The 26,288-nt window shown below is 60.2% G+C and carries 24 protein-coding genes; 13 read left to right on the plus strand and 11 right to left on the minus strand.

What is annotated here, in order from left to right:
- Window position 1: 1 nt before the first annotated feature.
- From H8F23_RS17675 to H8F23_RS17705, 7 genes are all read left to right on the plus strand, one after another.
- Window positions 2–1,252: a sarcosine oxidase subunit beta gene (locus tag H8F23_RS17675; RefSeq protein ID WP_034155011.1), complete on the plus strand. Its 1,251-nt coding sequence runs from the start codon at window positions 2–4 to the stop codon at window positions 1,250–1,252.
- A 14-nt stretch (window positions 1,253–1,266) separates the two neighbouring features.
- Complete coding sequence (locus H8F23_RS17680) at window positions 1,267–1,596, plus strand: sarcosine oxidase subunit delta (RefSeq protein WP_007913119.1); 330 nt, start codon at window positions 1,267–1,269, stop codon at window positions 1,594–1,596.
- Window positions 1,593–4,610, plus strand: a complete 3,018-nt coding sequence (locus H8F23_RS17685) for a sarcosine oxidase subunit alpha (RefSeq protein ID WP_194935240.1) — start codon at window positions 1,593–1,595, stop codon at window positions 4,608–4,610. The genes H8F23_RS17680 and H8F23_RS17685 overlap by 4 nt, the downstream gene beginning before the upstream one ends.
- 181 nt (window positions 4,611–4,791) lie before the next feature.
- On the plus strand, window positions 4,792–5,424 hold the full coding sequence (locus H8F23_RS17690; protein ID WP_008086919.1) for a sarcosine oxidase subunit gamma: 633 nt from the start codon (window positions 4,792–4,794) through the stop codon (window positions 5,422–5,424).
- A gap of 217 nt (window positions 5,425–5,641) precedes the next feature.
- Window positions 5,642–6,499: a formyltetrahydrofolate deformylase gene (purU, locus tag H8F23_RS17695; RefSeq protein WP_008086918.1), complete on the plus strand. Its 858-nt coding sequence runs from the start codon at window positions 5,642–5,644 to the stop codon at window positions 6,497–6,499.
- Window positions 6,500–6,671: 172 nt separating this feature from the next.
- Entirely contained in the window at window positions 6,672–7,871 is a 1,200-nt protein-coding gene (fdhA, locus tag H8F23_RS17700; RefSeq protein ID WP_194935241.1) for a formaldehyde dehydrogenase, glutathione-independent, read from the plus strand.
- Window positions 7,872–8,043: 172 nt separating this feature from the next.
- Window positions 8,044–8,466: a DUF3757 domain-containing protein gene (locus H8F23_RS17705; protein ID WP_194935242.1), complete on the plus strand. Its 423-nt coding sequence runs from the start codon at window positions 8,044–8,046 to the stop codon at window positions 8,464–8,466.
- A gap of 100 nt (window positions 8,467–8,566) precedes the next feature.
- On the opposite strand, the gene H8F23_RS17710 is transcribed toward H8F23_RS17705, so the two are convergent.
- Window positions 8,567–9,241: an anti-sigma factor gene (locus tag H8F23_RS17710; RefSeq protein WP_194935243.1), complete on the minus strand. Its 675-nt coding sequence runs from the start codon at window positions 9,239–9,241 to the stop codon at window positions 8,567–8,569.
- The gene (locus H8F23_RS17715) at window positions 9,238–9,873 is read right to left on the minus strand and encodes an RNA polymerase sigma factor (protein ID WP_194935244.1); all 636 of its coding nucleotides are present in this window, start codon (window positions 9,871–9,873) and stop codon (window positions 9,238–9,240) included. The genes H8F23_RS17710 and H8F23_RS17715 overlap by 4 nt, the downstream gene beginning before the upstream one ends.
- A gap of 150 nt (window positions 9,874–10,023) precedes the next feature.
- Between H8F23_RS17715 and H8F23_RS17720 the strand changes: the two genes are divergently transcribed.
- On the plus strand, window positions 10,024–10,581 hold the full coding sequence (locus tag H8F23_RS17720) for a DUF2780 domain-containing protein (RefSeq protein ID WP_194935245.1): 558 nt from the start codon (window positions 10,024–10,026) through the stop codon (window positions 10,579–10,581).
- Between the two features lies 1 nt (window position 10,582).
- On the opposite strand, the gene H8F23_RS17725 is transcribed toward H8F23_RS17720, so the two are convergent.
- The gene (locus H8F23_RS17725; RefSeq protein WP_194935246.1) at window positions 10,583–11,470 is read right to left on the minus strand and encodes an acyltransferase; all 888 of its coding nucleotides are present in this window, start codon (window positions 11,468–11,470) and stop codon (window positions 10,583–10,585) included.
- Between the two features lie 306 nt (window positions 11,471–11,776).
- Here H8F23_RS17725 and rloA2 point away from each other — a divergent pair, with 306 nt between their 5' ends.
- From rloA2 to creD, 4 genes are all read left to right on the plus strand, one after another.
- A complete protein-coding gene (gene rloA2, locus H8F23_RS17730; RefSeq protein WP_194935247.1) occupies window positions 11,777–12,280 on the plus strand; it encodes a retropepsin-like aspartic peptidase RloA2 in 504 nt (167 codons plus the stop codon).
- 73 nt (window positions 12,281–12,353) lie between these two features.
- Complete coding sequence (gene creB / locus H8F23_RS17735) at window positions 12,354–13,034, plus strand: two-component system response regulator CreB (RefSeq protein ID WP_194935248.1); 681 nt, start codon at window positions 12,354–12,356, stop codon at window positions 13,032–13,034.
- Window positions 13,034–14,452, plus strand: coding sequence for a two-component system sensor histidine kinase CreC (creC, locus tag H8F23_RS17740; RefSeq protein WP_194935249.1), 1,419 nt, complete (start codon window positions 13,034–13,036; stop codon window positions 14,450–14,452). The genes creB and creC overlap by 1 nt, the downstream gene beginning before the upstream one ends.
- Before the next feature lie 169 nt (window positions 14,453–14,621).
- The gene (gene creD / locus H8F23_RS17745; RefSeq protein WP_186619973.1) at window positions 14,622–15,992 is read left to right on the plus strand and encodes a cell envelope integrity protein CreD; all 1,371 of its coding nucleotides are present in this window, start codon (window positions 14,622–14,624) and stop codon (window positions 15,990–15,992) included.
- 208 nt (window positions 15,993–16,200) lie between these two features.
- Here the strand turns inward: creD and H8F23_RS17750 are convergent, their stop codons facing one another.
- The 8 genes from H8F23_RS17750 to H8F23_RS17785 all read right to left on the minus strand — a co-directional run bounded on the left by H8F23_RS17750 (window position 16,201) and on the right by H8F23_RS17785 (window position 25,497).
- The gene (locus tag H8F23_RS17750) at window positions 16,201–16,830 is read right to left on the minus strand and encodes a glutathione S-transferase (protein ID WP_194935250.1); all 630 of its coding nucleotides are present in this window, start codon (window positions 16,828–16,830) and stop codon (window positions 16,201–16,203) included.
- Window positions 16,831–17,012: 182 nt separating this feature from the next.
- Window positions 17,013–17,192, minus strand: coding sequence for a hypothetical protein (locus tag H8F23_RS17755; protein ID WP_194935251.1), 180 nt, complete (start codon window positions 17,190–17,192; stop codon window positions 17,013–17,015).
- Window positions 17,189–18,319 (minus strand): PepSY-associated TM helix domain-containing protein, encoded by a 1,131-nt coding sequence (locus tag H8F23_RS17760; RefSeq protein WP_194935252.1) that lies wholly within the window; start codon window positions 18,317–18,319, stop codon window positions 17,189–17,191. The genes H8F23_RS17755 and H8F23_RS17760 overlap by 4 nt, the downstream gene beginning before the upstream one ends.
- Before the next feature lie 74 nt (window positions 18,320–18,393).
- Entirely contained in the window at window positions 18,394–20,820 is a 2,427-nt protein-coding gene (locus H8F23_RS17765; protein WP_194935253.1) for a TonB-dependent siderophore receptor, read from the minus strand.
- A 235-nt stretch (window positions 20,821–21,055) separates the two neighbouring features.
- Window positions 21,056–22,030: a FecR domain-containing protein gene (locus H8F23_RS17770; protein WP_194935254.1), complete on the minus strand. Its 975-nt coding sequence runs from the start codon at window positions 22,028–22,030 to the stop codon at window positions 21,056–21,058.
- Window positions 22,027–22,503 (minus strand): RNA polymerase sigma factor, encoded by a 477-nt coding sequence (locus tag H8F23_RS17775; protein ID WP_228759281.1) that lies wholly within the window; start codon window positions 22,501–22,503, stop codon window positions 22,027–22,029. The genes H8F23_RS17770 and H8F23_RS17775 overlap by 4 nt, the downstream gene beginning before the upstream one ends.
- A 355-nt stretch (window positions 22,504–22,858) precedes the next feature.
- On the minus strand, window positions 22,859–23,566 hold the full coding sequence (locus H8F23_RS17780) for a 3'-5' exonuclease (RefSeq protein ID WP_194935256.1): 708 nt from the start codon (window positions 23,564–23,566) through the stop codon (window positions 22,859–22,861).
- A complete protein-coding gene (locus H8F23_RS17785; RefSeq protein WP_324187889.1) occupies window positions 23,563–25,497 on the minus strand; it encodes a putative nucleotidyltransferase substrate binding domain-containing protein in 1,935 nt (644 codons plus the stop codon). The genes H8F23_RS17780 and H8F23_RS17785 overlap by 4 nt, the downstream gene beginning before the upstream one ends.
- Window positions 25,498–25,756: 259 nt before the next feature.
- Here H8F23_RS17785 and H8F23_RS17790 point away from each other — a divergent pair, with 259 nt between their 5' ends.
- Entirely contained in the window at window positions 25,757–26,203 is a 447-nt protein-coding gene (locus H8F23_RS17790; protein ID WP_194935258.1) for a response regulator, read from the plus strand.
- Window positions 26,204–26,288 lie beyond the last annotated feature (85 nt).

A 26,288-nucleotide genomic window follows, 5' to 3' on the forward strand; every position in this document is an offset into this window, starting at 1 on the left:
TATGCAACGCTATTCGGGCTTCGGCCTCTTCAAACACTCCCTCAGCCACCACGAAAACTGGCAGCGCATGTGGCGCACGCCAACGCCGAAGAAAGTCTACGACGTGGTCATCGTCGGCGGTGGCGGGCACGGCCTGGCGACTGCCTATTACTTGGCGAAAGAGCACGGCATCACCAACGTCGCCGTGGTCGAGAAGGGCTGGCTGGGCGGCGGTAACACCGCGCGCAACACCACCATCGTTCGCTCCAACTACCTGTGGGACGAGTCGGCGCACCTCTACGAACATGCGATGAAATTGTGGGAAGGCCTGTCGCAGGACCTCAACTACAACGTGATGTTCTCCCAGCGTGGCGTCTACAACCTGTGCCACACCCTGCAGGACATTCGTGATTCCGAGCGTCGGGTCAGCGCCAACCGCCTCAATGGCGTCGATGGCGAACTGCTCAACGCCAAGCAAGTCGCTGACGAGATTCCGTACCTCGACTGCTCGAAAAACACTCGCTACCCAGTGTTGGGCGCGACTGTTCAGCGTCGCGGCGGCGTTGCCCGTCACGATGCCGTGGCCTGGGGCTTTGCCCGTGCCGCTGACGCCCTCGGTGTCGACTTGATCCAGCAGACCGAAGTGATCGGTTTCCGCAAGGAAAACGGCGTGTGCATCGGCGTTGAAACCAACAAGGGTTTCATCGGCGCCAAGCGCGTCGGTGTGGTCACGGCCGGTAACTCCGGGCACATGGCCAAACTCGCCGGTTTCCGTCTGCCGATCGAATCCCACCCGCTGCAAGCGCTGGTGTCCGAGCCGATCAAGCCGATTATCGACAGCGTGATCATGTCCAACGCCGTGCACGGTTACATCAGCCAGTCCGACAAGGGCGACCTGGTGATCGGCGCCGGTATCGACGGCTACAACGGCTACGGTCAGCGCGGTTCGTATCCTGTGATCGAGCACACCATTCAGGCGATCGTCGAGATGTTCCCGGTGCTGTCGCGGGTACGCATGAACCGCCAGTGGGGCGGCATCGTCGACACCACGCCGGACGCTTGCCCGATCATTTCGAAAACCCCGGTACCGAACATGTTCTTCAACTGCGGTTGGGGCACCGGCGGCTTCAAGGCCACACCTGGCTCGGGCAACGTGTTTGCCGCGAGTCTGGCCAAGGGTGAAATGCACCCGTTGGCCGCACCTTTCTCCATCGACCGTTTCCACAACGGTGCGTTGATCGATGAACACGGCGCTGCTGCGGTTGCCCACTAACAGGAGAAATCCCCATGTTGCATATCTTCTGTCCTCACTGCGGCGAACTGCGCTCCGAAGAGGAATTCCACGCATCCGGTCAGGCGCACATTCCGCGCCCGCTCGATCCAGGCGCCTGCACTGATGAAGAGTGGGGCGACTACATGTTCTTCCGCGATAACCCGCGCGGACTGCACCACGAACTGTGGGATCACGTCGCCGGTTGCCGCCAGTACTTCAACGTCACTCGCGACACCGTGACCTACGAGATTCTCGAAACCTACAAGATTGGCACCAAGCCGCAATTCACCGACAAGGCTGATTCGGCGAAAACAGCCACGACGGCGCTGGGAGAGAAGGTATGAGCCAGACCAATCGCCTGTCCAACGGTGGACGGATCGACCGCAACAAAGTGCTGAGCTTCACCTTCAACGGTCAGAGCTACAAAGGCTTCGAGGGTGACTCGCTGGCCGCCGCGCTGATCGCCAACGGCGTCGACATCATTGGCCGCAGCTTCAAGTATTCGCGTCCTCGCGGGATCTTTGCCGCCGGCGCCGAAGAGCCGAACGCGGTGCTGCAGATCGGCGCAACCGAAGCCACACAGATTCCCAACGTGCGCGCCACGCAACAGGCGTTGTATCAAGGCCTGGTTGCGACCAGCACCAACGGCTGGCCGAGCGTCAACAACGACATGATGGGCATTCTCGGCAAGGTCGGCGGCAAGCTGATGCCGCCGGGTTTCTACTACAAAACCTTCATGTACCCGCAATCGTTCTGGATGACGTACGAGAAGTACATCCGCAAGGCTGCCGGCCTGGGCCGTTCGCCGACAGAGAACGATCCGGACACCTACGACTACATGAACCAGCACTGCGACGTGCTGATCGTCGGCGCTGGCCCGGCCGGTCTCGCCGCTGCCTTGGCCGCTGCGCGCAGTGGTGCCCGAGTGATTCTTGCTGATGAGCAGGAAGAGTTTGGTGGCAGCCTGCTCGACTCACGCGAAAGCCTCGACGGCAAACCAGCGATGGACTGGGTCGCCAGTGTCATCACGGAACTGAAGAACACCCCGGACGTGCTGCTGTTGCCGCGCGCCACGGTCAACGGTTACCACGACCACAACTTCCTGACCATTCACGAACGCCTCACCGATCACCTCGGCGACCGTGCGCCAATCGGTCAGGTGCGTCAGCGTATTCACCGTGTTCGCGCCAAGCGTGTCGTGCTGGCGACCGGTGCTTGCGAGCGTCCGCTGGTTTACGGCAACAACGACGTGCCGGGCAACATGCTCGCTGGTGCGGTGTCGACTTACGTGCGTCGCTACGGCGTGGCACCGGGCAAGAAGCTGGTGCTGTCGACCAACAACGATCACGCCTACCGCGTGGCACTGGATTGGCTCGACGCCAGTCTGCAAGTGGTGGCCATCGCCGATGCCCGTAGCAATCCGCGCGGTGCATTGGTCGAAGAAGCACGCGCCAAAGGCATCCGCATCCTCACCGGCAGCGCCGTGATCGAAGCCCGTGGCAGCAAGCGCGTCACCGCTGCTCGTATTGCCGCGATCGATGTCAAAGCGCACGCCGTGACCAGCCCGGGCGAATGGCTCGACTGCGATGTGGTTGCCAGTTCCGGCGGTTACAGCCCGGTCGTTCACTTGGCTTCGCACCTTGGTGGCAAGCCGACCTGGCGTGAAGACATCCTCGGTTTCGTGCCGGGCGAAGCACCGCAGAAGCGCGTGTGCGTCGGTGGCATCAACGGCGTTTACGGTCTCGGTGATTCGCTGGCTGACGGTTTTGAAGGTGGCGTGCGCGCTGCGGCTGAAGCGGGTTTCCAGACCGTCGAAGGCGTGCTGCCAAAAGCACTGAGCCGTCTCGAAGAGCCGACGCTGGCGCTGTTCCAGGTGCCGCATGAAAAGAACACCGCACGGGCGCCGAAGCAATTCGTCGACCTGCAAAACGACGTGACCGCCGCCGCCATCGAACTGGCAACCCGCGAAGGTTTCGAGTCGGTCGAACACGTCAAACGCTACACCGCGCTGGGCTTCGGCACCGATCAGGGCAAGCTCGGCAACGTCAACGGTCTGGCCATCGCCGCCCGCTCGCTGAACGTGACCATCCCGCAGATGGGCACCACGATGTTCCGTCCGAACTACACGCCGGTGACTTTCGGCGCCGTGGCCGGTCGTCACTGTGGGCACATCTTCGAACCTGTTCGTCACACCGCGCTGCATGCCTGGCATGTGAAAAATGGCGCAGAGTTTGAAGACGTCGGTCAGTGGAAGCGTCCATGGTACTTCCCGAAAAACGGTGAAGACCTGCATGCAGCGGTGAAGCGTGAATGCAAAGCCGTGCGCGACAGCGTCGGCCTGCTCGACGCCTCGACCCTCGGCAAGATCGACATTCAAGGCCCGGATGCCCGCGAGTTCCTCAATCGCGTGTACACCAACGCCTGGACCAAGCTCGACGTGGGCAAGGCGCGCTACGGTTTGATGTGCAAAGAAGACGGCATGGTCTTCGACGACGGTGTGACGGCGTGTCTGGCCGACAACCATTTTGTCATGACCACCACCACCGGCGGCGCGGCGCGCGTGCTGCAGTGGCTGGAGCTGTACCACCAGACCGAATGGCCGGACATGAAGGTTTACTTCACTTCCGTGACGGACCACTGGGCGACCATGACCCTGTCCGGACCGAACAGCCGCAAGCTGCTCAGCGCTGTGACCGACATTGATCTGAGCAACGAAGCCTTCCCGTTCATGACCTGGAAAGAAGGTCTGGTCGGCGGTGTGCCGGCGCGGGTGTTCCGCATCTCGTTCACCGGTGAGCTGTCGTACGAAGTCAACGTGCAGGCCGATTATGCGATGGGCGTGCTGGAGAAAATCGTCGAGGCCGGCAAGCAGTACAACCTGACCCCGTACGGCACTGAAACCATGCACGTACTGCGTGCCGAGAAGGGTTTCATCATCGTTGGCCAGGACACTGACGGCTCGATGACTCCGGACGACTTGAACATGGGCTGGTGCGTGGGTCGCACCAAACCGTTCTCGTGGATCGGCCAGCGTGGCATGAACCGTGAAGACTGCGTGAAGGATCAGCGTAAGCAATTGGTCGGTCTGAAGCCGATCGATCCGAACGTGTGGCTGCCGGAAGGTGCGCAACTGGTGTTCAACACCAAACAAGCGATCCCGATGACCATGGTCGGCCACGTGACCTCAAGTTACGCGCACAACTCCCTCGGTTATTCGTTTGCCATGGGTGTGGTCAAGGGCGGTCTGAAGCGCCTCGGTGAGCGGGTGTTTGCGCCCCTGGCCGATGGCAGCGTGATCGAGGCGGAGATCGTTTCTTCGGTGTTCTTCGATCCGAAGGGGGATCGCCAGAACATCTGACAGCTTCGGGCCCTGTGGGGTGGCGGATATCGCCTTCGCGAGCAAGCTCGCTCCCACAGGTTTCGGGTTGTTAATGGGATTTGTGTCAGGCATCAGTCCAGTGTGGGAGCGAGCTTGCTCGCGAAGGCGGTGTAACAGCCACCACAAGGGCCGGAACCAACAGAATTGATAAAGGTGCTTTATGACCACAGCCAATGTTTACCAACAACGCCCGACCACCGGCGCCAAGGCCGAGTCGTCGCTGCACCATGCCGACCTCGCCAGCCTGGTCGGCAAGGGCCGCAAGAACGCCGGCGTGATCGTGCGGGAAAAGAAACTCCTCGGCCACCTGACCATTCGTGGCGATGGCCACGATGCCGCGTTCGCCGCCGGTGTCCATAAAGCCTTGGGCATCGAATTGCCAGGCGCCCTGAGCGTCATCGTCAAAGGTGAAACCAGCCTGCAATGGATGGGCCCGGACGAGTGGCTGCTGATCGTGCCAAGCGGTGAAGAATTCGCCGCCGAACAGAAACTGCGGGAAGCCCTGGGCGATCTGCACATCGCGATCGTCAACGTCAGCGGCGGCCAGCAAGTACTCGAACTGAGCGGGCCGAACGTGCGTCAGGTGCTGATGAAGTCGACCAGCTATGACGTGCACCCGAATAACTTCCCGGTGGGTAAAGCGGTCGGCACGGTGTTCGCCAAGTCGCAGCTGATGATTCGTCATACCGCTGAAGACACTTGGGAATTGCTGATTCGTCGCAGTTTTTCGGATTACTGGTGGTTGTGGTTGCAGGATGCTTCGGCTGAGTACGGGTTGAGCGTTCAGGCCTGACAGATCAAAAGCCACCCCCTCACCCCAGCCCTCTCCCCCAAGGGGGCGAGGGGAAAGGGAGCCGATCTCGGGTGTTTTTGTGATCTATATTCACCCGCGATATTTCAGGTCGGCGTAGCTCGAAACAACACCTCGGTCAGTCCCCTCTCCCTCTGGGAGAGGGCTAGGGTGAGGGAAAAACCTGACACCCCGCACAAAGAACAGGAGTCACCGCACCATGAGCCGCGCCCCAGACACATGGATTCTGACCGCCGACTGCCCCAGCGTCCTCGGCACCGTGGACGCGGTCACGCGTTTTCTGTTCGAGCAGGGCTGCTACGTCACCGAGCACCATTCGTTCGATGACCGCCTCTCCGGGCGTTTCTTCATTCGCGTGGAATTCCGCCAGCCCGACGGCTTCGACGAACAGTCCTTCCGCGCAGGCTTAGCCGAACGTGGTCAGGCCTTCGGCATGATCTTTGAGCTGACCGCACCGAACTACCGGCCAAAAGTGGTGATCATGGTCTCCAAGGCCGATCACTGCCTCAACGACTTGCTCTACCGCCAGCGCATTGGCCAGTTGTCGATGGACGTCGCTGCCGTCGTCTCCAACCACCCGGATCTGAAACCGCTGGCCGACTGGCATCAGATTCCCTACTACCATTTCCCCCTCGACCCCAACGACAAGCCGTCGCAGGAGCGTCAGGTGTGGCAGGTGATCGAAGAGTCCGGCGCTGAGCTGGTGATCCTCGCCCGCTATATGCAAGTGCTGTCGCCAGAGTTGTGCCGCAAGCTCGATGGCAAGGCGATCAACATTCATCACTCGTTGCTGCCGGGCTTCAAGGGCGCCAAGCCGTATCACCAGGCCTACAACAAGGGCGTGAAACTGGTGGGCGCGACGGCGCATTACATCAATAACGATCTGGATGAAGGGCCGATCATTGCCCAAGGCGTCGAGGCGGTGGATCACAGTCATTACCCTGAGGATCTGATTGCCAAGGGGCGCGATATCGAAGGCCTGACGCTGGCGCGCGCGGTTGGGTACCACATTGAGAGACGGGTGTTTTTGAACGCCAATAGAACCGTCGTTCTTTAGATCTCTTTCGCGAGCAAGCTCGCTCCCACAGGGTATGCATTCCAATGTGGGAGCGAGCTTGCTCGCGAAGAGGCCATAACAGGCAACACATAAACAGCATCTGTACCCGAGCATTCAACGCGCTGCCTGCCTGGGCAACGCGGTTCCATAAAAACAACAGCGAGGTGAAAGCATGTCTGGCAATCGTGGTGTGGTGTATCTCGGCGCTGGCAAGGTCGAAGTACAGAAAATCGACTATCCGAAAATGCAGGACCCGCGCGGTCGCAAGATCGAGCACGGGGTCATTCTCAAAGTGGTTTCCACCAATATCTGCGGCTCCGACCAACACATGGTGCGCGGCCGTACCACGGCGCAGACCGGTCTGGTGCTGGGCCACGAGATCACCGGTGAGGTGATCGAAAAAGGCTCCGACGTCGAAAACCTGAAAATCGGTGATCTGGTCTCCGTACCGTTTAACGTGGCTTGCGGGCGCTGCCGTTCCTGCAAAGAGCAACACACCGGCGTCTGCCTGACCGTCAACCCGGCCCGTGCCGGTGGCGCTTACGGTTATGTCGACATGGGCGACTGGACCGGTGGCCAAGCCGAATACGTGCTGGTGCCATACGCCGACTTCAACCTGCTGAAATTGCCGGACCGCGACAAGGCCATGGAGAAAATCCGCGACCTGACCTGCCTCTCCGACATCCTCCCGACCGGTTACCACGGCGCCGTCACTGCCGGCGTTGGCCCGGGCAGCACCGTTTATATCGCGGGCGCCGGCCCGGTCGGTCTGGCCGCAGCCGCTTCCGCGCGTCTGCTGGGTGCTGCGGTGGTGATCGTCGGCGACGTCAACACCATCCGCCTGGCCCACGCCAAGGCGCAGGGTTTTGAAGTGGTCGACCTGTCGCAAGACACCCCGCTGCACGAACAGATCGCCGCACTGCTGGGCGAACCGGAAGTGGATTGCGCGGTGGACTGCGTCGGCTTCGAAGCACGCGGCCACGGCCACGACGGGGTCAAAGCCGAGGCTCCAGCCACCGTGCTCAACTCGCTGATGGGCGTGGTGCGTGTTGCCGGCAAGATCGGTATTCCCGGCCTGTACGTCACTGAAGATCCGGGTGCTGTGGATGCCGCCGCGAAAATGGGCAGCCTGAGCATTCGCTTCGGTCTGGGCTGGGCCAAGTCGCACAGCTTCCACACCGGCCAGACCCCAGTGATGAAGTACAACCGCCAACTGATGCAGGCGATCATGTGGGATCGCATCAATATCGCCGAAGTGGTCGGCGTGCAGGTGATCAGCCTCGATCAGGCGCCGGAAGGTTACGGCGAGTTTGATGCGGGCGTGCCGAAGAAGTTTGTGATTGATCCGCATAATTTGTTTAGTGCGGCGTAATAATTCAATCATTTCAACCAAGGGCGACAGCGATGTCGCCTTTTCTATTGCATATAGCCAGAAAATTTTTAATTTCGATTTGTTATGAATACCTGTCAGATATGACAGTGCAAACATTTATTTTGATCACTTACGATAAGTGCTCCTCAATTGTGTAAGGGAGTACGGCAAAATGAATGTAAACAACTCTTCAGTTAAATCGAGCAAGTTACAGCTACGCAAACTTTCCATTGGTGGTTTATGTGCGCTTGCTGCATTGTTTGGTAGCTTCAGTGTGTCAGCTGCAAATTGTCCGGATCTCAGTCAAGTTATATATACCAAGAGCGGGGATGGAGCCAATTACACCTCGAGGGATCAGGCGTGGAGGGGCGAGAATCCAAACGACAGCACCGATTATACTAAAGATGCCGGATTTCATAGTGTCACGATTAAATCTGATTCAAATTTTGTTGCATGTAGTTATGAGGGTAAAGACAGGGCAGGAATCAGATTGACTTTGAATTGGGGCGCCGGTCGAGCAGTTTCTCAAGCAGGTGAAGGCTGGGTTGACGGCACTTGTCGCGCTCAGAATGCAAAGGAGTGCCACTTTGACTGATGTTGGGTTTATATGGGTGGTAGTAAAAATTTATTAGAAGGTTAATTGTTTTGGAGGGCGACATGTGTCGCCCTCTTTTTCCGTCTTTTAATACGATCATCTATAATCCCGCCAAGGCCCCTTGGTACAACACCGGCCCCGTTGGCTGTCCGGTCGGCGAACCACCTTTGGGTTCCAGGCTCACTGCCAGCGCAATCGGTTTGCCGATCAACACCTTCTGCGCCTCGCTCAATTCAACCTTGCCTTTGCCCCCCGCCGGAATCACACCCAGCGAAATCGGTTTGCCATCCGCCGGAATCGCCCACAGCTCCAGGCTACGATCCGCACCAACCGCCGCGAGCGTCAGCGGCTCGACTTGCAGGTAATCCGCATGCGCCTCGACCTTCAGTGCCGGTTGCGCATCGGCGGTCAACAGGGTGGCGCGGTAGCGGGCGTCGTCGCGGTTGTATAGCGAGCCGAGGAACACCAACACCACGATCGAACACAGTGCAGCGGTGACGCGCAGCCAGTTCCAGAACGGTCGCTTCTCGGGCACATGCAGCACTTGCGGTTCGATCCGCGCGGTGATGCCTTGCCAGACGCGATCGGGCACCGGATGCTCCGGCAGAGATTCGGTGAGACTCACCAGCGATTCCTGCCATTGCGCCACTTCAGCTCGCAACACAGCGTCATCCAGCAGCAACTGTTCAAAACGCCGCCGCGCAGGCGCAGACATCAGGCCGATTGCATAATCGGCGGCGAGGGCGCGGCGCAGGGCTGGGGTCTGGTAGTTCATGATTCAAGGCACCGGCGCAGGCGTTCCAGGCCACGGCGAATCCACGATTTCACCGTTCCCAGTGGCGTGGCCAGATGTTCGGCGAGTTCCGTGCACGACAACCCCTGAAAGTAGGCCACGGTGATCGACTGGCGCTGCATGCTTTCAAGGGTGTCCAGACAGCGGTTCAACGTCTGAACCTCGCGAGCGCTGTTCAACTGATCATGCGCTGAAGGACTTTCGTCCGGCAGGGCGTCCTGTTCGAGGTCAGTCAGGGGCCGGTCACGATGTTTACGCAACTGATCGATGGCCTGATTACGGGTGATGTTGATCATCCAGGTCAGCGGCGCCGACAGGTGCGCTTCGTAACGCGAGGCGTTGTTCCAGATGCGCACGAAGCTTTCCTGCAGCACTTCCTCGGCCAGATCGGTGCGGCGCATAAAACGCAGGGCGACGCCATGCAAACGCGGGCCGACGCTGCGGTACAGCGTTTCGAAGGCGCGACGATCGCCCAGTGCACACTGGGCCAACAGCTGGCGCAACTGATCGGTGTCGGCGATGGAAATGACGACTCTCCAGGCAAAGGTAGAGCGACGAGGGCTGGGCTCGGACTGTTCACAGGCTAGTTCAGTGATAGCGGTTGTGCCATTCATCGCGAAGGTGTCCGGGATTTCACGTTTTATATACGCAGGCCGGACGAAAATGGATGCGCCGCGCCGGAACATGCCGGCGGATACCCGGTCAAACCGGCAGTTTCACTGCCCGTTCAACGGGTGGTTTTCACAGCGCAAGAGGATGTCTGAATGAAGATTTCACGCGGTATTGCCTTGGCTTCACTGATGACCCTTGCGGCCAGCCCGGTGTTCGCCGGTTTCAGCCTCGACGACGTGACCAAGGCGGCTTCGAGCATGCAGGGCGGCAACGCTGCCACCGCCGCCGCGCCGACCTCGGAAACCGCCGGTCTGCTGCAAGCCGTCACCGGTCTGGGGGTTACCCCGCAGCAAGCCGTCGGCGGCACCAGCGCCATGCTTGGCTTGGCCAAGAACCAGTTGAGCAGCACCGATTATTCACAGTTGGCCAAAGAAGTACCGGGCATCGACAAGCTGTCGGGCGGTGGCGGCAACCTCACGGCGCTGAGCGGCTTGTTGGGCTCGTCGGGCAAGTCAGCCGGACTCGAAAACGCGCTGGGCAACGTCAAGGACACCAATGACCTGAACAATGCCTTCGGCGCGCTGGGCATGGACAGTGGCATGGTTGGCCAGTTTGCCCCGGTGCTGCTCAAGTACTTGGGTGATCAGGGCGTCGGCGGCCCGCTGCTGCAAAGCCTCGGCAGCATCTGGGGCGCCGGCACCGGTAGCTGATTCAGCCGCGTTCGCCGCGCAGTTCGGCGATGCGCTGATCCTTCTCGTTCCAGAGCTGGTTGACCCAGCTCTGGACCGTCTGGCGAAACGCCGGATCATTCTCGTAATCGCCCTGCCACAGCGCCGGGTCGAGTTCGCGGGTCTTGATATCGATGATCACCCGCGGCACGTTGCCGCTGATCAAATCCCAGAAGCCCGGGATGTTCGCCTGTGGATAAACCACGGTGACGTCGAGAATTGCATCCAGCTGTTCACCCATCGCCGCCAATACAAACGCCACGCCGCCGGCCTTGGGCTTGAGCAAGTGCTTGAACGGTGATTGCTGCTGGGCGCTTTTTGCCGCGGTGTAGCGGGTGCCTTCCAGATAATTCACCACGGTCACTGGCTGACGCTTGAACAGCTCGCAGGCCTGTTTGGTGATTTCCAGATCCTTGCCGGCCAGCTCCGGATGTTTTGCCAGAAATGCCTTGGTGTAGCGTTTCATGAACGGGTAATCCAGCGCCCACCACGCCAGTCCGAGAAACGGCACCCAGATCAGTTCTTTCTTGAGGAAGAATTTGAAGAACGGCGTGCGGCGGTTGAGGGTCTGGATCAGCGCCGGAATGTCGACCCACGACTGGTGGTTACTGACCACCAGATACGAAGTGTCACTGCGCAGATTCTCGCCGCCGCGAATGTCCCATTGGGTGGGGATGCACAGGCGGAAAATCAGCTTGTCGATCTCGGCCCAGGTCTCGGCGATCCACATCACCGCCCACGAGGCGTAATCGCGCCAGCGGCCTGGTGCGATCAGTTTGAGCAGAGCAAATACCAGCAACGGCCCGATCAGGATCAGGGTGTTGAGCAACAGCAGCAGGGTGACGAAACAGCCGGTGAGCAGGCGGCGCATAAGCAACTCTTTGCAAACGGATGGGCGCGCCATGATAAGCAGCTTCGCGCGACAGGCCAAATCGGTGGTGACGAATGTTTCACTTTTGGGCCGGTATGCTTTGCTCAAGCGTTGTGCTGAATGTGCTGGCCTCTTCGCGAGCAAGCTCGCTCCCACAGTGTATTCAGGTGTACTCAGGATGAGTGTTCGACATAAATCCCTGTGGGAGCGAGCTTGCTCGCGAAGCGATTTCATGGCGAACGAATTACTTACTGGGTGTCTAAAATCTCGCGTCTGCCGCCCTCATTTTCCAAGGAAGCCCCTTACGTGAAATCCCTCCTTGCACTGTTTGCCCTCGTCGCCCTGCCGGTCATGGCCGCCGAGCCGACCCTGTACGGGCGCTATGAATACATCGCGCTGCCGGAAATCGGTGGTGAAGTGCTCAAGGCCAAGATGGACACTGGCGCGCTGACCGCTTCGCTGTCGGCCAAGGACATCGAGACCTTCACCCGTGATGGCGACGAATGGGTACGTTTCCGCCTCGGCACCAAAGACGCCAGCAACAAAGTCTACGAACACAAGGTCGCGCGGATCAGCAAGATCAAGAGCCGTTCGGATGAAGAGGACGAGGGCGAAAGCACCGAAGTCGCCAAGCGCCCGGTGGTCGATCTGGAGCTGTGCCTGGGCGACGTCAAGCGTACCGTTGAGGTCAACCTGACCGACCGCAGCAACTTCAACTACCCGCTGCTGATCGGTGCCAAAGCCTTGCGCGAGTTCGGCGCGGCGGTGAACCCGGCGCGGCGCTTCACGGCGGACAAGCCGGACTGCTGAGCCAAGTGGTCTCATTGACGTAACGTCAGGCTTGGGGCACCGTTCGCGCACCTAACCCACGGGCTCGGACGCCATGCCTCATATCCTGATTGTCGAAGACGAAGCGGCGATTGCCGACACGCTGATTTTTGCCTTGCAGGGCGAGGGCTTCACCACCATGTGGTTGAACCTCGGCGCGGCGGCGCTGGAGCATCAGCGGCAGACGCCGGCCGATCTGATCATCCTCGACATCGGCCTGCCGGACATCAGCGGCTTCGAGACCTGCAAACAGCTACGTCGCTTCAGCGACGTGCCGGTGCTGTTCCTCAGCGCCCGCGATGCCGAGATTGATCGCGTGGTGGGCCTGGAGATCGGCGCCGACGACTACGTGGTCAAGCCGTTCAGCCCTCGAGAGGTGGCAGCGCGGGTCAAGGCTATTCTCAAACGCATGGCGCCGCGTCCGGCGATTGAAGCCACTTCCGCGCTGTTCCGTGTCGATCCGGAACGGATTCAAATCATTTATCGCGGCCAGACGTTAAGCCTGACCCGCCATGAATTCCGCCTGTTGCAATGCCTGCTCGAACAACCCGAGCGGGTCTTCAGTCGCGAACAACTGCTTGATGCTTTGGGCGTCGCTGCCGACGCCGGCTACGAGCGCAGCATCGATAGCCACATCAAAAGCGTGCGCGCCAAACTGCGTCTGGTGCGGGCCGACGCCGAGCCGATCCAGACCCATCGCGGTCTCGGTTACAGCTACAGCCCGGGGCACAGCTGATGTCGCTGGGGCTGCGGATCTTTCTGGTGTATGTGCTGTTTGTCGGCCTCACCGGGTACTTTGTGCTCAACACGGTGATGGAAGAAATCCGCCCCGGCGTGCGCCAGTCCACCGAAGAAACCCTGGTCGATACCGCCAACCTGATGGCAGAAATCCTCCGTGATGATTTCAAGGCCGGCACCCTTAGCGAGAACCGCTGGCCCGAGTTGCTGCGCGCCTATGGCGAGCGCCAGCCGCAAGCAACCATTTGGGGCTTGCCGAAAAACCAGGTCAACCACCGCATCTACGTCACCGACGCCGAGGGCATTGTGGTGCTCGATTCCAGTGGCGTGGCCGTGGGTCAGGACTACTCGCGCTGGAACGATGTCTTCCTGACCTTGCGTGGCGAGTACGGTGCGCGTTCGAGCCGCAGTGATCCGGATGACGCCAGCTCGTCAGTGATGCACGTCGGCGCGCCGATCCGTGACAACGGCAAGATCATCGGCGTGGTCACCGTGGCCAAGCCCAACAGCTCCTTGCAACCTTATGTTGATCGCACCGAACGGCGCTTGCTGTTTTACGGTGCCGGTTTGATTGGCCTCGGTCTGCTGTTCGGTGCTTTGTTGTCATGGTGGTTGAGCCGTGCGCTGCACCGTCTGACCGGTTATGCCCAAGCCGTGAGTGAGGGCCGGCGGGTGGAAGTGCCGCATTACCGGGGTGGTGAACTGGAACAACTGGCTACCGCCGTGGAGCAGATGCGCACGCAACTGGAAGGCAAGGCCTACGTCGAGCGCTATGTGCACACGCTGACCCATGAACTGAAAAGTCCGCTGGCGGCGATTCGTGGTGCGGCGGAGTTGCTGCAAGGGGATATGTCGCCGGTTCAGCGCCTGCGCTTTGTCGGCAACATCGACAGCGAAAGTGCGCGGATGCAGCAGTTGATCGAGCGGTTGTTGAATCTGGCTCAGGTCGAGCAACGTCAGGGCCTTGAAGAGCGGGTCGCCGTGCCGTTGGCGGCGCTGGTTGATCAGTTGTTGCAGGGGCAGGCAGCGCGAATTGAAGGCAAACAGTTGCGCATCGAACAAACGATTGCCGCAGATCTGCTGTTGATTGGCGAGCCGTTTCTGTTGCGTCAGGCGCTGGGCAACTTGCTGGAGAATGCGCTGGATTTCACCCTGGTTGAGGGGTTGCTGCGGTTCAGCGCCGAGCGGGTTGGCGAGCAAATCGAATGTCGATTGTTCAATGAGACGGCGCCGATTCCCGATTACGCCTTGCCGCGACTGACTGAGCGTTTCTACTCGTTGCCGCGACCGGACAGTGGGCGGAAAAGCACGGGGCTGGGGCTTAACTTCGTCGAAGAGGTGGTCAAGTTGCATGGTGGGTCGATGCAGATTCGTAATGTCGAGAACGGTGTTGAGGTGACATTGCGCCTGCCTTGATTCCGTCAAAAGATCGCAGCCTTCGGCAGCTCCTACATAGGGTTGCGTACACCTGTAGGAGCTGCCGAAGGCTGCGATCTTTTGATCTTTCCACACAATCTCCACATTCCCCCCACATTCCCCCCATACAGCACCAGCAGACTCTGCCCATCCAAACAGGGAGAGTCCCATGAACAAGAATCTGACGATAAAGCTCGGCGCCATCGCCCTGCTGATCCTGCTGTTGCTGATCCCGCTGCTGATGATCGACGGCGTCATCGACGAGCGCCAACAGCTGCGCGACGGTGTGCTCGAAGACATTGCCCGCAGCTCCAGCTACAGCCAGCAACTGAGCGGCCCGGTGATGGTGGTGCCGTATCGCAAAGTGATTCACAACTGGAAAACCAACGATAAAACCAACCAGCGTTACGACGAGCCAAGCGAAGAGCGCGGCCGTTTGTACTTCCTGCCGGAGCGTTTCGAACTCGACGGCCAAGTGCAAACCGAACTGCGTGCACGAGGCATTTATGAAGCACGGTTGTTCCACGCCGATAACCGAATCAACGGCCATTTCTCATTGCCGGCGCAATTGGGCATCAAGGAAGACTTCAGCGACTACCAGTTCGATGCACCGTTTCTCGCGGTCGGTATCAGCGATATTCGCGGTATCGAAAATGCGCTGAAACTCGAGCTCGATGGCCAGCGCCTCGATTTCGTTCCGGGTACGCAAGTCGGTTGGCTCGGTGAAGGTGTGCGGGTCACGCTGCCGTTGCTCGACACCAGTAAAACCACGGAACTGAGCTTCGGCTTCGACCTGCGTCTGCAAGGCACCGGTTCATTGCAGGTGCTGCCGGTGGGCAAGAGCAGCAGCGTCAGCCTCACCGCCAACTGGCCGCATCCAAGCTTTGTCGGCAACTTCCTGCCGGGCAAACGTGAAATCAATGATCAAGGCTTCAGCGCCGATTGGCAGACCACGTTTTTCTCCACCAACCTGCAAGACGCCATGAGCCGTTGCGTGAGCAGCAATGATTGCGAGGCGTTTAATGGTCGCAGCTTCGGTGTGAGCTTCATCGATCCGGTGGATCAGTACCTGAAGAGTGACCGGGCGATCAAATATGCGCTGCTGTTCATTGTCCTGACGTTCGCCGGTTTCTTCCTCTTCGAAGTACTCAAGAGCCTGGCCGTACACCCGGTGCAATACGCGCTGGTTGGTGTGGCGCTGGCGTTCTTCTATCTGTTGTTGCTGTCGCTGTCGGAGCACATTGGTTTTGCCCTGGCATATTTGCTGTCGGCCAGTGCCTGTGTGGTGTTGATCGGGTTTTATGTCTGCCATGTGCTACGCAGTGTGCGTCACGGCTTGAGTTTTTCGGCAGGGCTGGCGGCGTTGTATGGCCTGCTCTATGGCTTGCTGAGCGCTGAGGATTACGCGTTGTTGATGGGCTCGTTGTTGCTGTTCGGTCTGCTCGGTGTGTTCATGGTGCTGACGCGCAAACTGGATTGGTACGGGATTGGGCAGAAGCCGGGCAAGCCGTTGGAGTTTGATGTGGGGGCGATGCAATGAGCCGGTCGCTGGGCTTGCGTGAGGATCAGTGCTGGAAGGATGAGTTGGTGACGCGGATTATCGGGTTTTTGCCTGTGGAACCGAGGTGGTGCATTCGCGAGCAGGCTCGCTCCCACAGGATGGGTGTTGGAACAGAGATTTCTGCCATGCCCAAAAACAATGTGGGGGCGAGCCTGCTCGCGAAGAGGCCGGAACAGGCGCCGCCGATTTAAGGCTTGGGCATCGTGGCGATCATGGAAGGTCGCTGACTCACTTCAAAGAACCAGTTGGCCAATTGCGGGTTGGCATCACGCCAGCCCAGGTCCGGGAAGCGCAAATCGAGATATCCCAAGGCACACGCCACGCTGATGGCGGCCACATCGAAATGGCTGGTCAGCTCGGCAATCGCATCGGTTTCCAGTACAGCGAGGGCGCGGCGGATCTTGTCGCGCTGGGCTTCGAGCCATTCGTCCCAATGCTTTTCCGGCGCGCGCAGGACCATTTCATAACGCACCATCACCGACGCATCCATGATCCCGTCGGCCATCGAGGCCAGGGTCAGACGCCGCCAGCGGGCCGCGCCTTCGCGCGGGATCAGCGGATTGCCGACGTGTTGTTGATCGAGGTATTCGAGGATCACACGGCTGTCATGGATGACGTTGCCATCGGCCAGGCGCAGGGCGGGGATCTTGCCCAGCGGGTTGTCGACATTGAGCTCGGCGCTCGGACTGACCGGGCTGAGCACGCAGTCTTGCAGGGCGACGCGATCCTGCTGACCGGTTTCGTGCAGCAATACCATCACTTTGCGCACGAACGGGGAGAGCGTGTTGTGGTACAGGGTCATGCTGGGGGCGGACATTGGCAAACCTCGGTGATCGTCGAAGAGCAGGAGGTTAGCCTAGCCAGATGCGGCGAGGCTGGCGAGGAATTGATGGTGTATTCACTGTCGCCTTCGCGAGCAAGCTCGCTCCCACAGGGGAACGCATTTCAAATGTGGGAGCGAGCTTGCTCGCGAAGGGGCCATCTCAGGCAATGCAAATATTACCTGCGCAGCAACAATCCCCTGATCGCCAGAACGGCCGGCACACCCAACCCAACCCAGCTCAACGCATCCCAAATCCCATCCCCCAGCAACGCCGCAAACAACCCCGCCGCACTGAGCAGCGCAATCACGATCGGCGTGCTGAACACCTTCCAGAAATTCGACTGACGCGGCTTCATGCAGACGCCTCCGCCGTTTCCAGCACAGGCCTGGCCGCTGTGCGCCGCACCACCCACAGATACACACCGCTGCCGAGCACAATGATCGTCAGCACATCAAGCGTGGCCCAGAGAATCTTCATCGGCATGCCGCCGTAATCACCGAAGTGCAGCGGCTGCGACATGCCCATGGCGTCCATGTACCAGGGCCGTTCGGCCACGGCGGTGACCTGCAGCGTGGTCGCATCGATCAGCACCGGCGTCAGCAGATGCGAGGTCAGGTGCGTGCCGCCCTTCATGAACACCGAGTAATGGTGTTCGCTGGAAAAGCGTGTGCCGGGAAAGGCAATGAAATCAGGTTTCATCTCCGGTGCCACTTCAGCAGCGATGTCGAGCAAACGCGTGGCCGGCGCCAAGTGGGTCAGCGGTGGCGCATCGCGGTACGGTTCGATCAGCGCAGTCAATGCATCGTTGCGCCAGGCCGCGATCAACAGGTCGGCGCAGGCGCTGATCACACCGGTCACGCCGACGACCAGCGCCCAGGTCAGGGTGACGACACCGATCAGGTTGTGCAGGTCGAGCCAGCGCAATCTTGTCGACTTGTCCTGGCGCACGGTGCCGAACTTCAAGCGGCGCATGAACGGCAGGTACAACACTGTCCCGGATACGATGGCCACGACAAACAGCAGCCCCATGAACGCCAGCAGCAACTTGCCCGGCAGCCCGGCGAACATGTCGACATGCAGTCGCAGGATGAACAGCATCAAGCCGCCATTGGCCGAAGGCGTTTCCAGCGCTTCCCCGGTTCGCGCATCGAGCATGAACGTGTGCGAGGAATTCGGTTCGGTGCCAGCGGTTTTCGCCATGATCGTCAGCACGGCGTTCGGCTCATCGTCGTCGAAACCGAAGTACTGCACGACGTCATCGGGGCGATGCTTTTCGGCGGCCTCAACCAGTTGCGCCAGATTCAATCGAGGCGTGTCGGCGGGCATCTCGCGCACTTCGGGAGCGTCGCCGAGCAGGTGCTCGATCTCGTGATGAAAGATCAGCGGCAAACCGGTCAGTGCCAGCATCAGCAAAAACACGGTGCAGACCAGGCTGGTCCAGGTGTGGATGAACGACCAGCGGCGGATTGTTTTACTTTTCATTTCATGACCTTCAAAAACACCAAAGCCGTCCCCGAGGGACGGCCTGGTCACAGGGCCTGTTTCAGCTCAAGCGCTTACCACTTGTAAGTGGCGCTGGCGACAACACTGCGCGTGTCACCGTAGTAGCAGTAGAAGCTGTCGCAGGTGGAAATGTATTCCTTGTCAAACAGGTTGGTCGCGTTGAGTGCCAGCGACGCGCCTTTGAGGCTGTTGTCCAGGCGGCCGAGGTCGTAATGCACCGAAGCGTCGAACACGGTGTAGGCGTCCGCCTTGCCCAGCCAGGTATTGGCCTTGTCGCCGTAGGTGTTGCCGGTGTAACGCACGCCACCGCCAATGCCGAAGCCGTCGAGCACGCCGGCGTGCCAGGTGTAGTCAGTCCACAGCGACGCTTGCTGGTTCGGCATCAGTTGCAGGCGATTGCCCTTGTCGACGCCATTTTGTACTTCCGATTTGGCCAGGGTGTAGGCAGCGATGACTTTGAGGTTGTCGGTGACGTCGGAAACCGCTTCCAGCTCCAGGCCTTTGACTTTCACTTCGCCGGTCTGACTGGTGATCGACACGTTGTTGACGAAGGTGTTGACCGAAACGTTCTTCTGGGTGAGGTCATACACGGCGGCGGTCAGCAGGGTTTTGCTGCCCGGCGGCTGGTACTTGATGCCCAGTTCCCACTGCTTGCCTTCGGTTGGTTTGAGCGAACCGGTCGAGGTGGCGTCGGCGCCCGTGGTCGGCTGGAAGGATTCAGCGTACGACAGGTACGGCACGAAACCGTTGTCGAAGACGTAGCTGAGCGCGGCGTTGCCGCTGAACGCCTTGTCACGCTGGGTGTTGGTGGCATCGCCCTTGTTGATGAACTTTGTGCTGGTGTGCACCCAGTCTTCACGGCCACCGAGGGTCAGGCGCCACTGGTCGAGGGCCATCTGATCCTGGATGTACAGGCCGGTCTGGTAGGTCTTCTGGTCGTAATCGTAAAACGCGGTGGAGCGCGCTGGACGCACGATCGGCTGACCATAGATCGGCGTGATCACGTTGGTGGTCAGGCCGTCACCGAAGATCGAGGTGTAGTTGGTGTTGCTGCGCTGATGGTCCAGACCCAACAACAGAGTGTGGCGGATATCGCCAGTGGCGAAGTCAGCCTGGAAGTTGTTGTCCACGGCGAACTGGCTGATGTCTTCTTCGACGCTGGTGCTGGTGCGCCCGACGTTGCCTTGATCATCCACTTCGGTGAACGGGTACGACCCTGGCGTCAGCGACTGGAACGACAGGTCCGACTTGGTGTAGCGCAGGTTCTGCTTGAACTGCCAGACATCGTTCAGACGATGTTCGAAGGCATAGCCCAGCGCGTAGTAGGTGCGATCGTAATATTCCCAGTCCGGATCACCCAGATTCTTGTGATGGGAAATATCACCGAACGGCGATTTGATCTTGGTGCCCTGCACCGGCAGGAACTGGCTGGTGATGCCGGTATCGTCGCGGGTGAACTGGCTCAGCAGGGTGAGCTTGGTGTCGTCGTCGATGTTCCAGGTCAGGCTCGGCGCGATGTTGTAGCGCTTGTTGTCGACGTGATCGACCTGTGTTCCGCTGTCGCGTACGACGCCGCTGATACCGTAGAGGAACTGGCCGGCGTCATCGATCTTGCCGGTGCTGGCAAAGTTGATCTGGCGGTGATTGTCGCTGCCGTATTGCAGCTGGATTTCATTACTGGCTTCGGCACTTGGGCGACGGCTGACCATGTCCAGCAGGCCGCCCGGCGGGGTCTGGCCGTAAACCGAGGAGGCCGGGCCGCGCAGCAGGGCGAGGCGGTCGAGGTTCCAGGTTTCCTGTTTCGGGTTGGCGTACACGCCTTTTGGCAGCGGCAGGCCATCGAGGAACTGGGTCGGTTCGAAACCGCGCACACGCAGCCAGTCGGCACGGGTGTCGCTGCCGTAGCTGCTGGCGGTGATACCCGGCATGTAGCGCACGGCGTCATCGAGGCTGTGCACGCTGCGGTCGTCCATTTGCTGGCGAGTCGCGACGGAGATCGAACGCGGTGCTTCGACCAGCGCGGTGTCGGTCTTGCTGCCAGCGGCGGTGCGAGTGGCGGTATAGCCTTCGACCGGGCCCCAGGCGCTTTCGAAGTTTTCCACACCGATGACGGAAGTTTCCGGCAGGGCCAGTGTCCCTTCAGGCACCGCCACAAGGGTGTAGGTGCCGGTGCTGCTTTGTTCCAGTTGCAGACCGGTGCCACGCAGGGCCGCGCGCAAGGCACCGGCCGCGTCGTACTGGCCGTTGACCGGTGCCGAGGTTTTGCCTGCCGCCAGCGACGGATTCAGCGACAGCGCAATGCCGCCCTGGCTGGCGATCTGGTTCAGGGTGGTCGACAGTGGCGCCGCCGGCAGGTTGTAGGCGCGCACGCTGGACGCTTGTTCAGCGGCGAGCAACGGACTGCTGATCAGCGGCGCGCTGAACGCGATGGCGACGGCCAGCAGACTGGGGCGCAACAAGGTGTCTAGCGAACGGGACATACGGCGGCTCCTGAATGGAAATATTTCTCAATTGCCTGTGTGCCGGATGAGAATCAGAAAGTGATAGGGCGGGATGAAAATAATTTCGATTGACTGGAAAACAGCCACATTTCTGCGGGCTTGATCGTTCCCACGCTCCGCGTGGGAATGCCTCAATGGACGCTCTGCGTCCGCTTCGGCAGGGACGCAGAGCGTCCCGGGCTGCATTCCCACGCAGAGCGTGGGAACGATCAGGTCAAGGGGAGGAGGGCTCGGCCTTCGCCACGGTCACCCAATACGGCGTATGCCGCTCAATCTGCACCGGCAGGGTCGGCAGCAGGGCGCTCAAGGCTTTATCAGTGTCATGCAGGGGGAAGCTACCGGTAATCCGCAGATCCGCCACTTCCGGCGCCACGCCCAGATGCCCACGACGATAACGCCCCAGCTCATGCACCAGATCGCCCAGTCGCGCGTTGTCGACCACCAGCATGCCGCGCGTCCAGGCATCGGCGCCGGGGTTGAGCGCGACGATCGAGCCCAATCCATCACTGCGCAGCAACACTTGCTGGCCTTCATGGAGAATTTGCTCTTCAGGGCTGGATTGTGGGTGCGCCGCGACCGCCGACTGCAACACACTCAGGCGCGTGCCTTGGTCTTCACGCTTGACCAGGAACCGCGTACCCAGCGCGCGCATGCTGCCTTCGCGGGTTTCGACGATAAAGGGGCGCGCATCGCCATGACCGGTTTCGACGAGAATTTCGCCTTCCTGCAACACGATCAACCGGCGCTTGTCATCGAACCGCACGTCTACCGCACTGTGAGTGTTCAGATTCAACACAGTGCCGTCCGCCAGACGCACGGTGCGCTGCTCACCGGTCGCGGTGCGTTGGTCGGCGAGCCAGTAATCCAGTGGCAGAAAGCGTTCGCTGGCGAACAGCCCCACACCGACCAGCACCACAACGCTGGCCAGCCCACTGCCCAGTCTGCGCACCCGGCGGCGAATGCCTTCGCGCGACTGCAGCAAGGCACTGCGGGCCGGACCTTTGGCCACGCTGAAGCGCTGATCGAGCATGCCCAGTTGCCGCCACGCGCGGGCATGTTCTTCATGGGCCGCATGCCATTTGGCGAACTCCTCGCGCTCCAGCGGGCTGCTCGAATCGAGGGTCAGTTGCCAGGCAATCGCCGCGTCCAGCACATGCGCCGGCACCGGTCTGGAACTGGCCGGGCTCACGTCGGCTCACCGTACAGCGCGATGTAGCACTGACGAATGCCTTGCGCCAGATACTGGCGCACGCGCGGCACCGAGACGCCAAGCTTGTCGGCGATATCGGCATGGCTGAGGCCATCGAGGCGGTTATAAAGGAAAGCGGCGCGGGCCTTGGTCGACAGTTTGCCGAGCAAGCGGTCGATGGCTTTGAGGTCTTCGAGGATCATTTGCTGTTCTTCCACCGACGGTTGTTCGCCTTCGGGGATCAGCATCAGTTCGGTGAGGTAGGCCTGTTCCAGCGCCGCGCGGCGGAAGTAGTCGAACAGCAAGCCTTTGGCGATCGCCACCAGAAAGGCGCGCGGCTCGCGCGGTGTCAGCATGTCGTCGCGACCGAGCAGGCGGACGAAGGTGTCCTGACTGAGGTCCTCGGCACGTTGCGGGCAGGCCACATTGCGCCGCAGCCACGCCAGCAGCCAACCGCGATGGTCACGATACATCGCACCGACGAGCTCACTGTTAGGGCTTGGGACTGACGACACCGGACATCACCGATTGGGAAATATTAACTAACGCGAATTGTTCGCGATTGTGGCAGAGGTGGGAATGGTTAGCAATTGGCCACTGGTCAGGTGGGCATGTAAAGGCAGACCCCCTCACCCTAGCCCTCTCCCGGGGGGAGAGGGGACCGATTGGGGGATATTCGGGAGATACACCGACCTGAACGATTTTCAGTGAATCCACAATCGACTCGGTCTTTCAGGTCGATGAAAAGCCCGAGACACCTCGGTCGGCTCCCTCTCCCTCTGGGAGAGGGCTGGGGTGAGGGCGATGGATCTTGGACTTGACTCAACTTCAGAACGAAGGCGCCTGCTGCCTGCGTTTCCACTGACTCAACCGCTGCTGCAAATTCAACGGACTATGAATCTGCTGACCCCGTGCCCGGCTGAACAGAATCAACGCCAACTCCGCAGTGGCCAGCGCATCGGCGCTCGCGTTGTGTCGCTCGAACACCTCAAGCTTGAACCAGTCGATCCACTCATCCAGCCCGGCCTCACGAATGTTCGCTTGCGGGCACACTAGCGGTGCAATGTCGGCGACATCCAGGAACACCTGCTGCAACTTGTGCCCCAGATGTTCCTTCAGCGCACGCCCGAGCATGTGCTGATCAAACGGCGCATGAAACGCCAGCACCGGGCTGTCGCCGATAAATTCCATGAGTTCCAGCAACGCCTCGACCGGCTCACTGCCCGCCGCAATCGCATTCGGCCCCAACCCGTGAATCAACACGCTGGGACTGAGCTTCAGCTCGCGACATTGCAGCGTGCGTTCGAACTGCTGACTGAAATCGATCGCGCCGTCCTCGATCACCACCGCGCCAATCGACAACACACGGTCCTTGTTCAGATTCAGCCCGGTGGTCTCCAGATCCAGCACCACCCAGCGTTGTTCACGCAGGCTGCATTCGCTGAGTTCGCGGTGCACCGGCAGCTGCGCAAGACGCTGTTGCCACTCCACCGGCAACACCGGGCTGGCCGGACGCAGCCACGAGAACAGGCTCATAGCTGATACCGCAAGGTCAGGCTGCTCTGCAGGCGCTGGGCCTGGCGCAGGGACTCACGCAGGATGCGCCGGTCGAGGTGATTGAGGCTGTCCGGGTCGACGCGGTTGGAATAGGGCAGGTTCTCCCGCGTCTGCAGTTGATGCTGTTGCATGCGCGTTTGCTGAATGAAGTGATAGGCCTCTTCATACGCCGCGCCATCCAGTCGCTCGATGACTTCTTTCTCGACCAACTGACGGAAGCGCTCGAGGGTATTGTTGGTGTCGATGCCGTTGGCCAGCGCGAGCAAGCGTGCGCCATCCACGAACGGCGTCAGCCCCTGCACCTTGAGGTCCAGCGTGGCTTTTTCGCCATTCTTGCGCGCCAGCACAAACTCGCGGAAACGCCCCACCGGTGGACGGTTGCGCAGGGCGTTCTCGGCCATCATGCGCTGGAACAAACGGTTGTCACCGACCTGATCGAGAATGCCGCGGCGCAATTGTTCGCAGCCTTTTTCATCGCCCCAGACCACACGCAGATCGAAGTAGATACTCGAACCGAGCAGATTCTCCGGCGTCGCCTCACGAATAAACGCCGCAAAGCGTCGCGCCCATTCCGCCCGCGACAGACACAGCTCGGGATTGCCGGCCATGATGTTGCCCTTGCACAGGGTGAAACCGCACAACGCCAGACTCTGGTTGATCTGCTGGGCAATCGGCAGCAGCTTGCCGCGAATCTCCGCTGCATGCGCAGCATCGCGGGCGTCGAACAGAATGCCGTTGTCCTGATCGGTATGCAGCGTCTGCTCACGGCGGCCTTCGCTGCCGAAACACAGCCAACTGAACGGCACGCCGGGATCGCCTTTTTCCGCGAGGGTCAGTTCGATCACCCGGCACACGGTGTGGTCGTTGAGCAGGGTGATGATGTGGGTGATCTGCGTCGAGGACGCGCCGTGGGCGAGCATGCGTTCGACCAGTTGGCCGATCTCGCCGCGCAGGCTCACCAGTTGTTCGACGCGCTGGGCGCTGCGAATCGTCCGGGCCAGGTGCACCAGGTCGACCCGTTGCAGGGAAAACAGATCGCGCTCGGAGACCACGCCACACAAACGCTGATCCTTGACCAGACAGACGTGGGCGATATGCCGTTCGGTCATGGCAATCGCTGCATCGAACGCACTGTGATCCGGCGACAAGTAGAAGGGCGCGGGTGTCATGTGGCGCTCGATAGCCTCGCTGAAATCACCGACGCCCGCAGCCACGACATGACGCAGATCGCGCAGGGTGAAAATCCCCAGCGGGGCTTTGTGTTCATCTACCGCCACGATGCTGCCGACCTGCTGCTCGTGCATCAGCTTCACCGCTTCACGCAATGGCGTGTCGGGGCTGCAGGTGACCGGGTGCCGCATCGCCAGTTCGCCCAGTCGGGTGTTCAGCGAGTACTGCGTGCCGAGGGTTTCCACGGCTTTCTGCTGCACTTGCTGATTGACCTGATCAAGCAGGCTGCTGACCCCGCGTAACGCGAAGTCGCGGAAGGTGCTGGAGAGGGCGAACAGCTTGATGAACGCCAGTTTGTTCAGTTGCAGGCAGAAGGTGTCTTCGCCGGCCAGGTGTTCGGTGCGAGTCGCGCGTTCGCCGAGCAACGCGGCCAGCGGAAAGCATTCGCCGGTGGTGATTTCAAACGTGGTCTCGGTGCCGGGTTTGGTGATGTGCTGACGTTCGCCGACCACCCGACCTTGCTTGACGATATAGAAGTGTTCAACCGGGCCGTCGGCGGGTTTGATGATGCTCTCGCCCTGGCCGTAGAAACGCAGCTGGCATTGCTCCACCAGATAAGCCAGGTGGGCGTGTTCCATCTGATTGAAGGGCGGGAAGCGCTGGAGGAATTGCAGGGTGCCCTGAATGTTCTGCAATACCGCGGTTTTCCCTGCCTGGGTGAAGGCGTCCGCTTTACTCATAACCATTACCGCAGTCTTTTTCGAATTGTTGTTGTCGGATCGTTCTGACCATGGTCGACCCCTGCGGGCGGGGTGCCCATTGGACGTAAGTCTAGGTTTGAGTTGCCGTTGGGCACATTTGGGAAGTGCCCTACAAAAACAGTCGGAAATTCGCCCGCCAGCCTCTTGGAAAAAAATCCGACGAAGTGCACATTGAAGCGCTGCTTAGCGATGTCTGACGACTGTGCCAGGTGATTGATTTGAAAACGTAGAGAACGCCATGTCCGACCACGATATTTTGAGCGACGCCGAGCGTGAAGCGCTCAGCGCTGTAATGCTCGAACCCGATTTGCCGCCGCAGCGTGTACTGATCGTCGATGACGACAAGGACGCCCGGGAGCTGTTGTCGGAGATTCTCGCGTTGGATGGCATTCGTTGCATGACCGCAGCCAGTGGCGAGACGGCGCTGAAGATGCTCGATGAAAAACCTTCGATCGGGCTGGTGATTACCGATTTGCGCATGGGCAACGTCGATGGCCTGGATCTGATTCGGCAGGTGCGCGAGTCAGTGCGGGCGGCGATGCCGATCATCATTGTGTCCGGCGATGCCGATGTGAAAGACGCGATTGCGGCGATGCATTTGAGCGTGGTGGATTTTTTGCTCAAGCCGATTGATACGGGCAAGTTGTTGGCGTTGGTGAAACATGAATTGGGGATAGAGCCTTAGAAGCCCCTCACCCTAACCCTCTCCCAGAGGGAGAGGGGACTGACCGAGGTGGATGTGCAAGGTCCACCGACTTGAAATTCCTAAG

It is taken from the genome of Pseudomonas neuropathica, assembly GCF_015461835.1.
Classification (GTDB): Bacteria; Pseudomonadota; Gammaproteobacteria; order Pseudomonadales; family Pseudomonadaceae; genus Aquipseudomonas; species Aquipseudomonas neuropathica.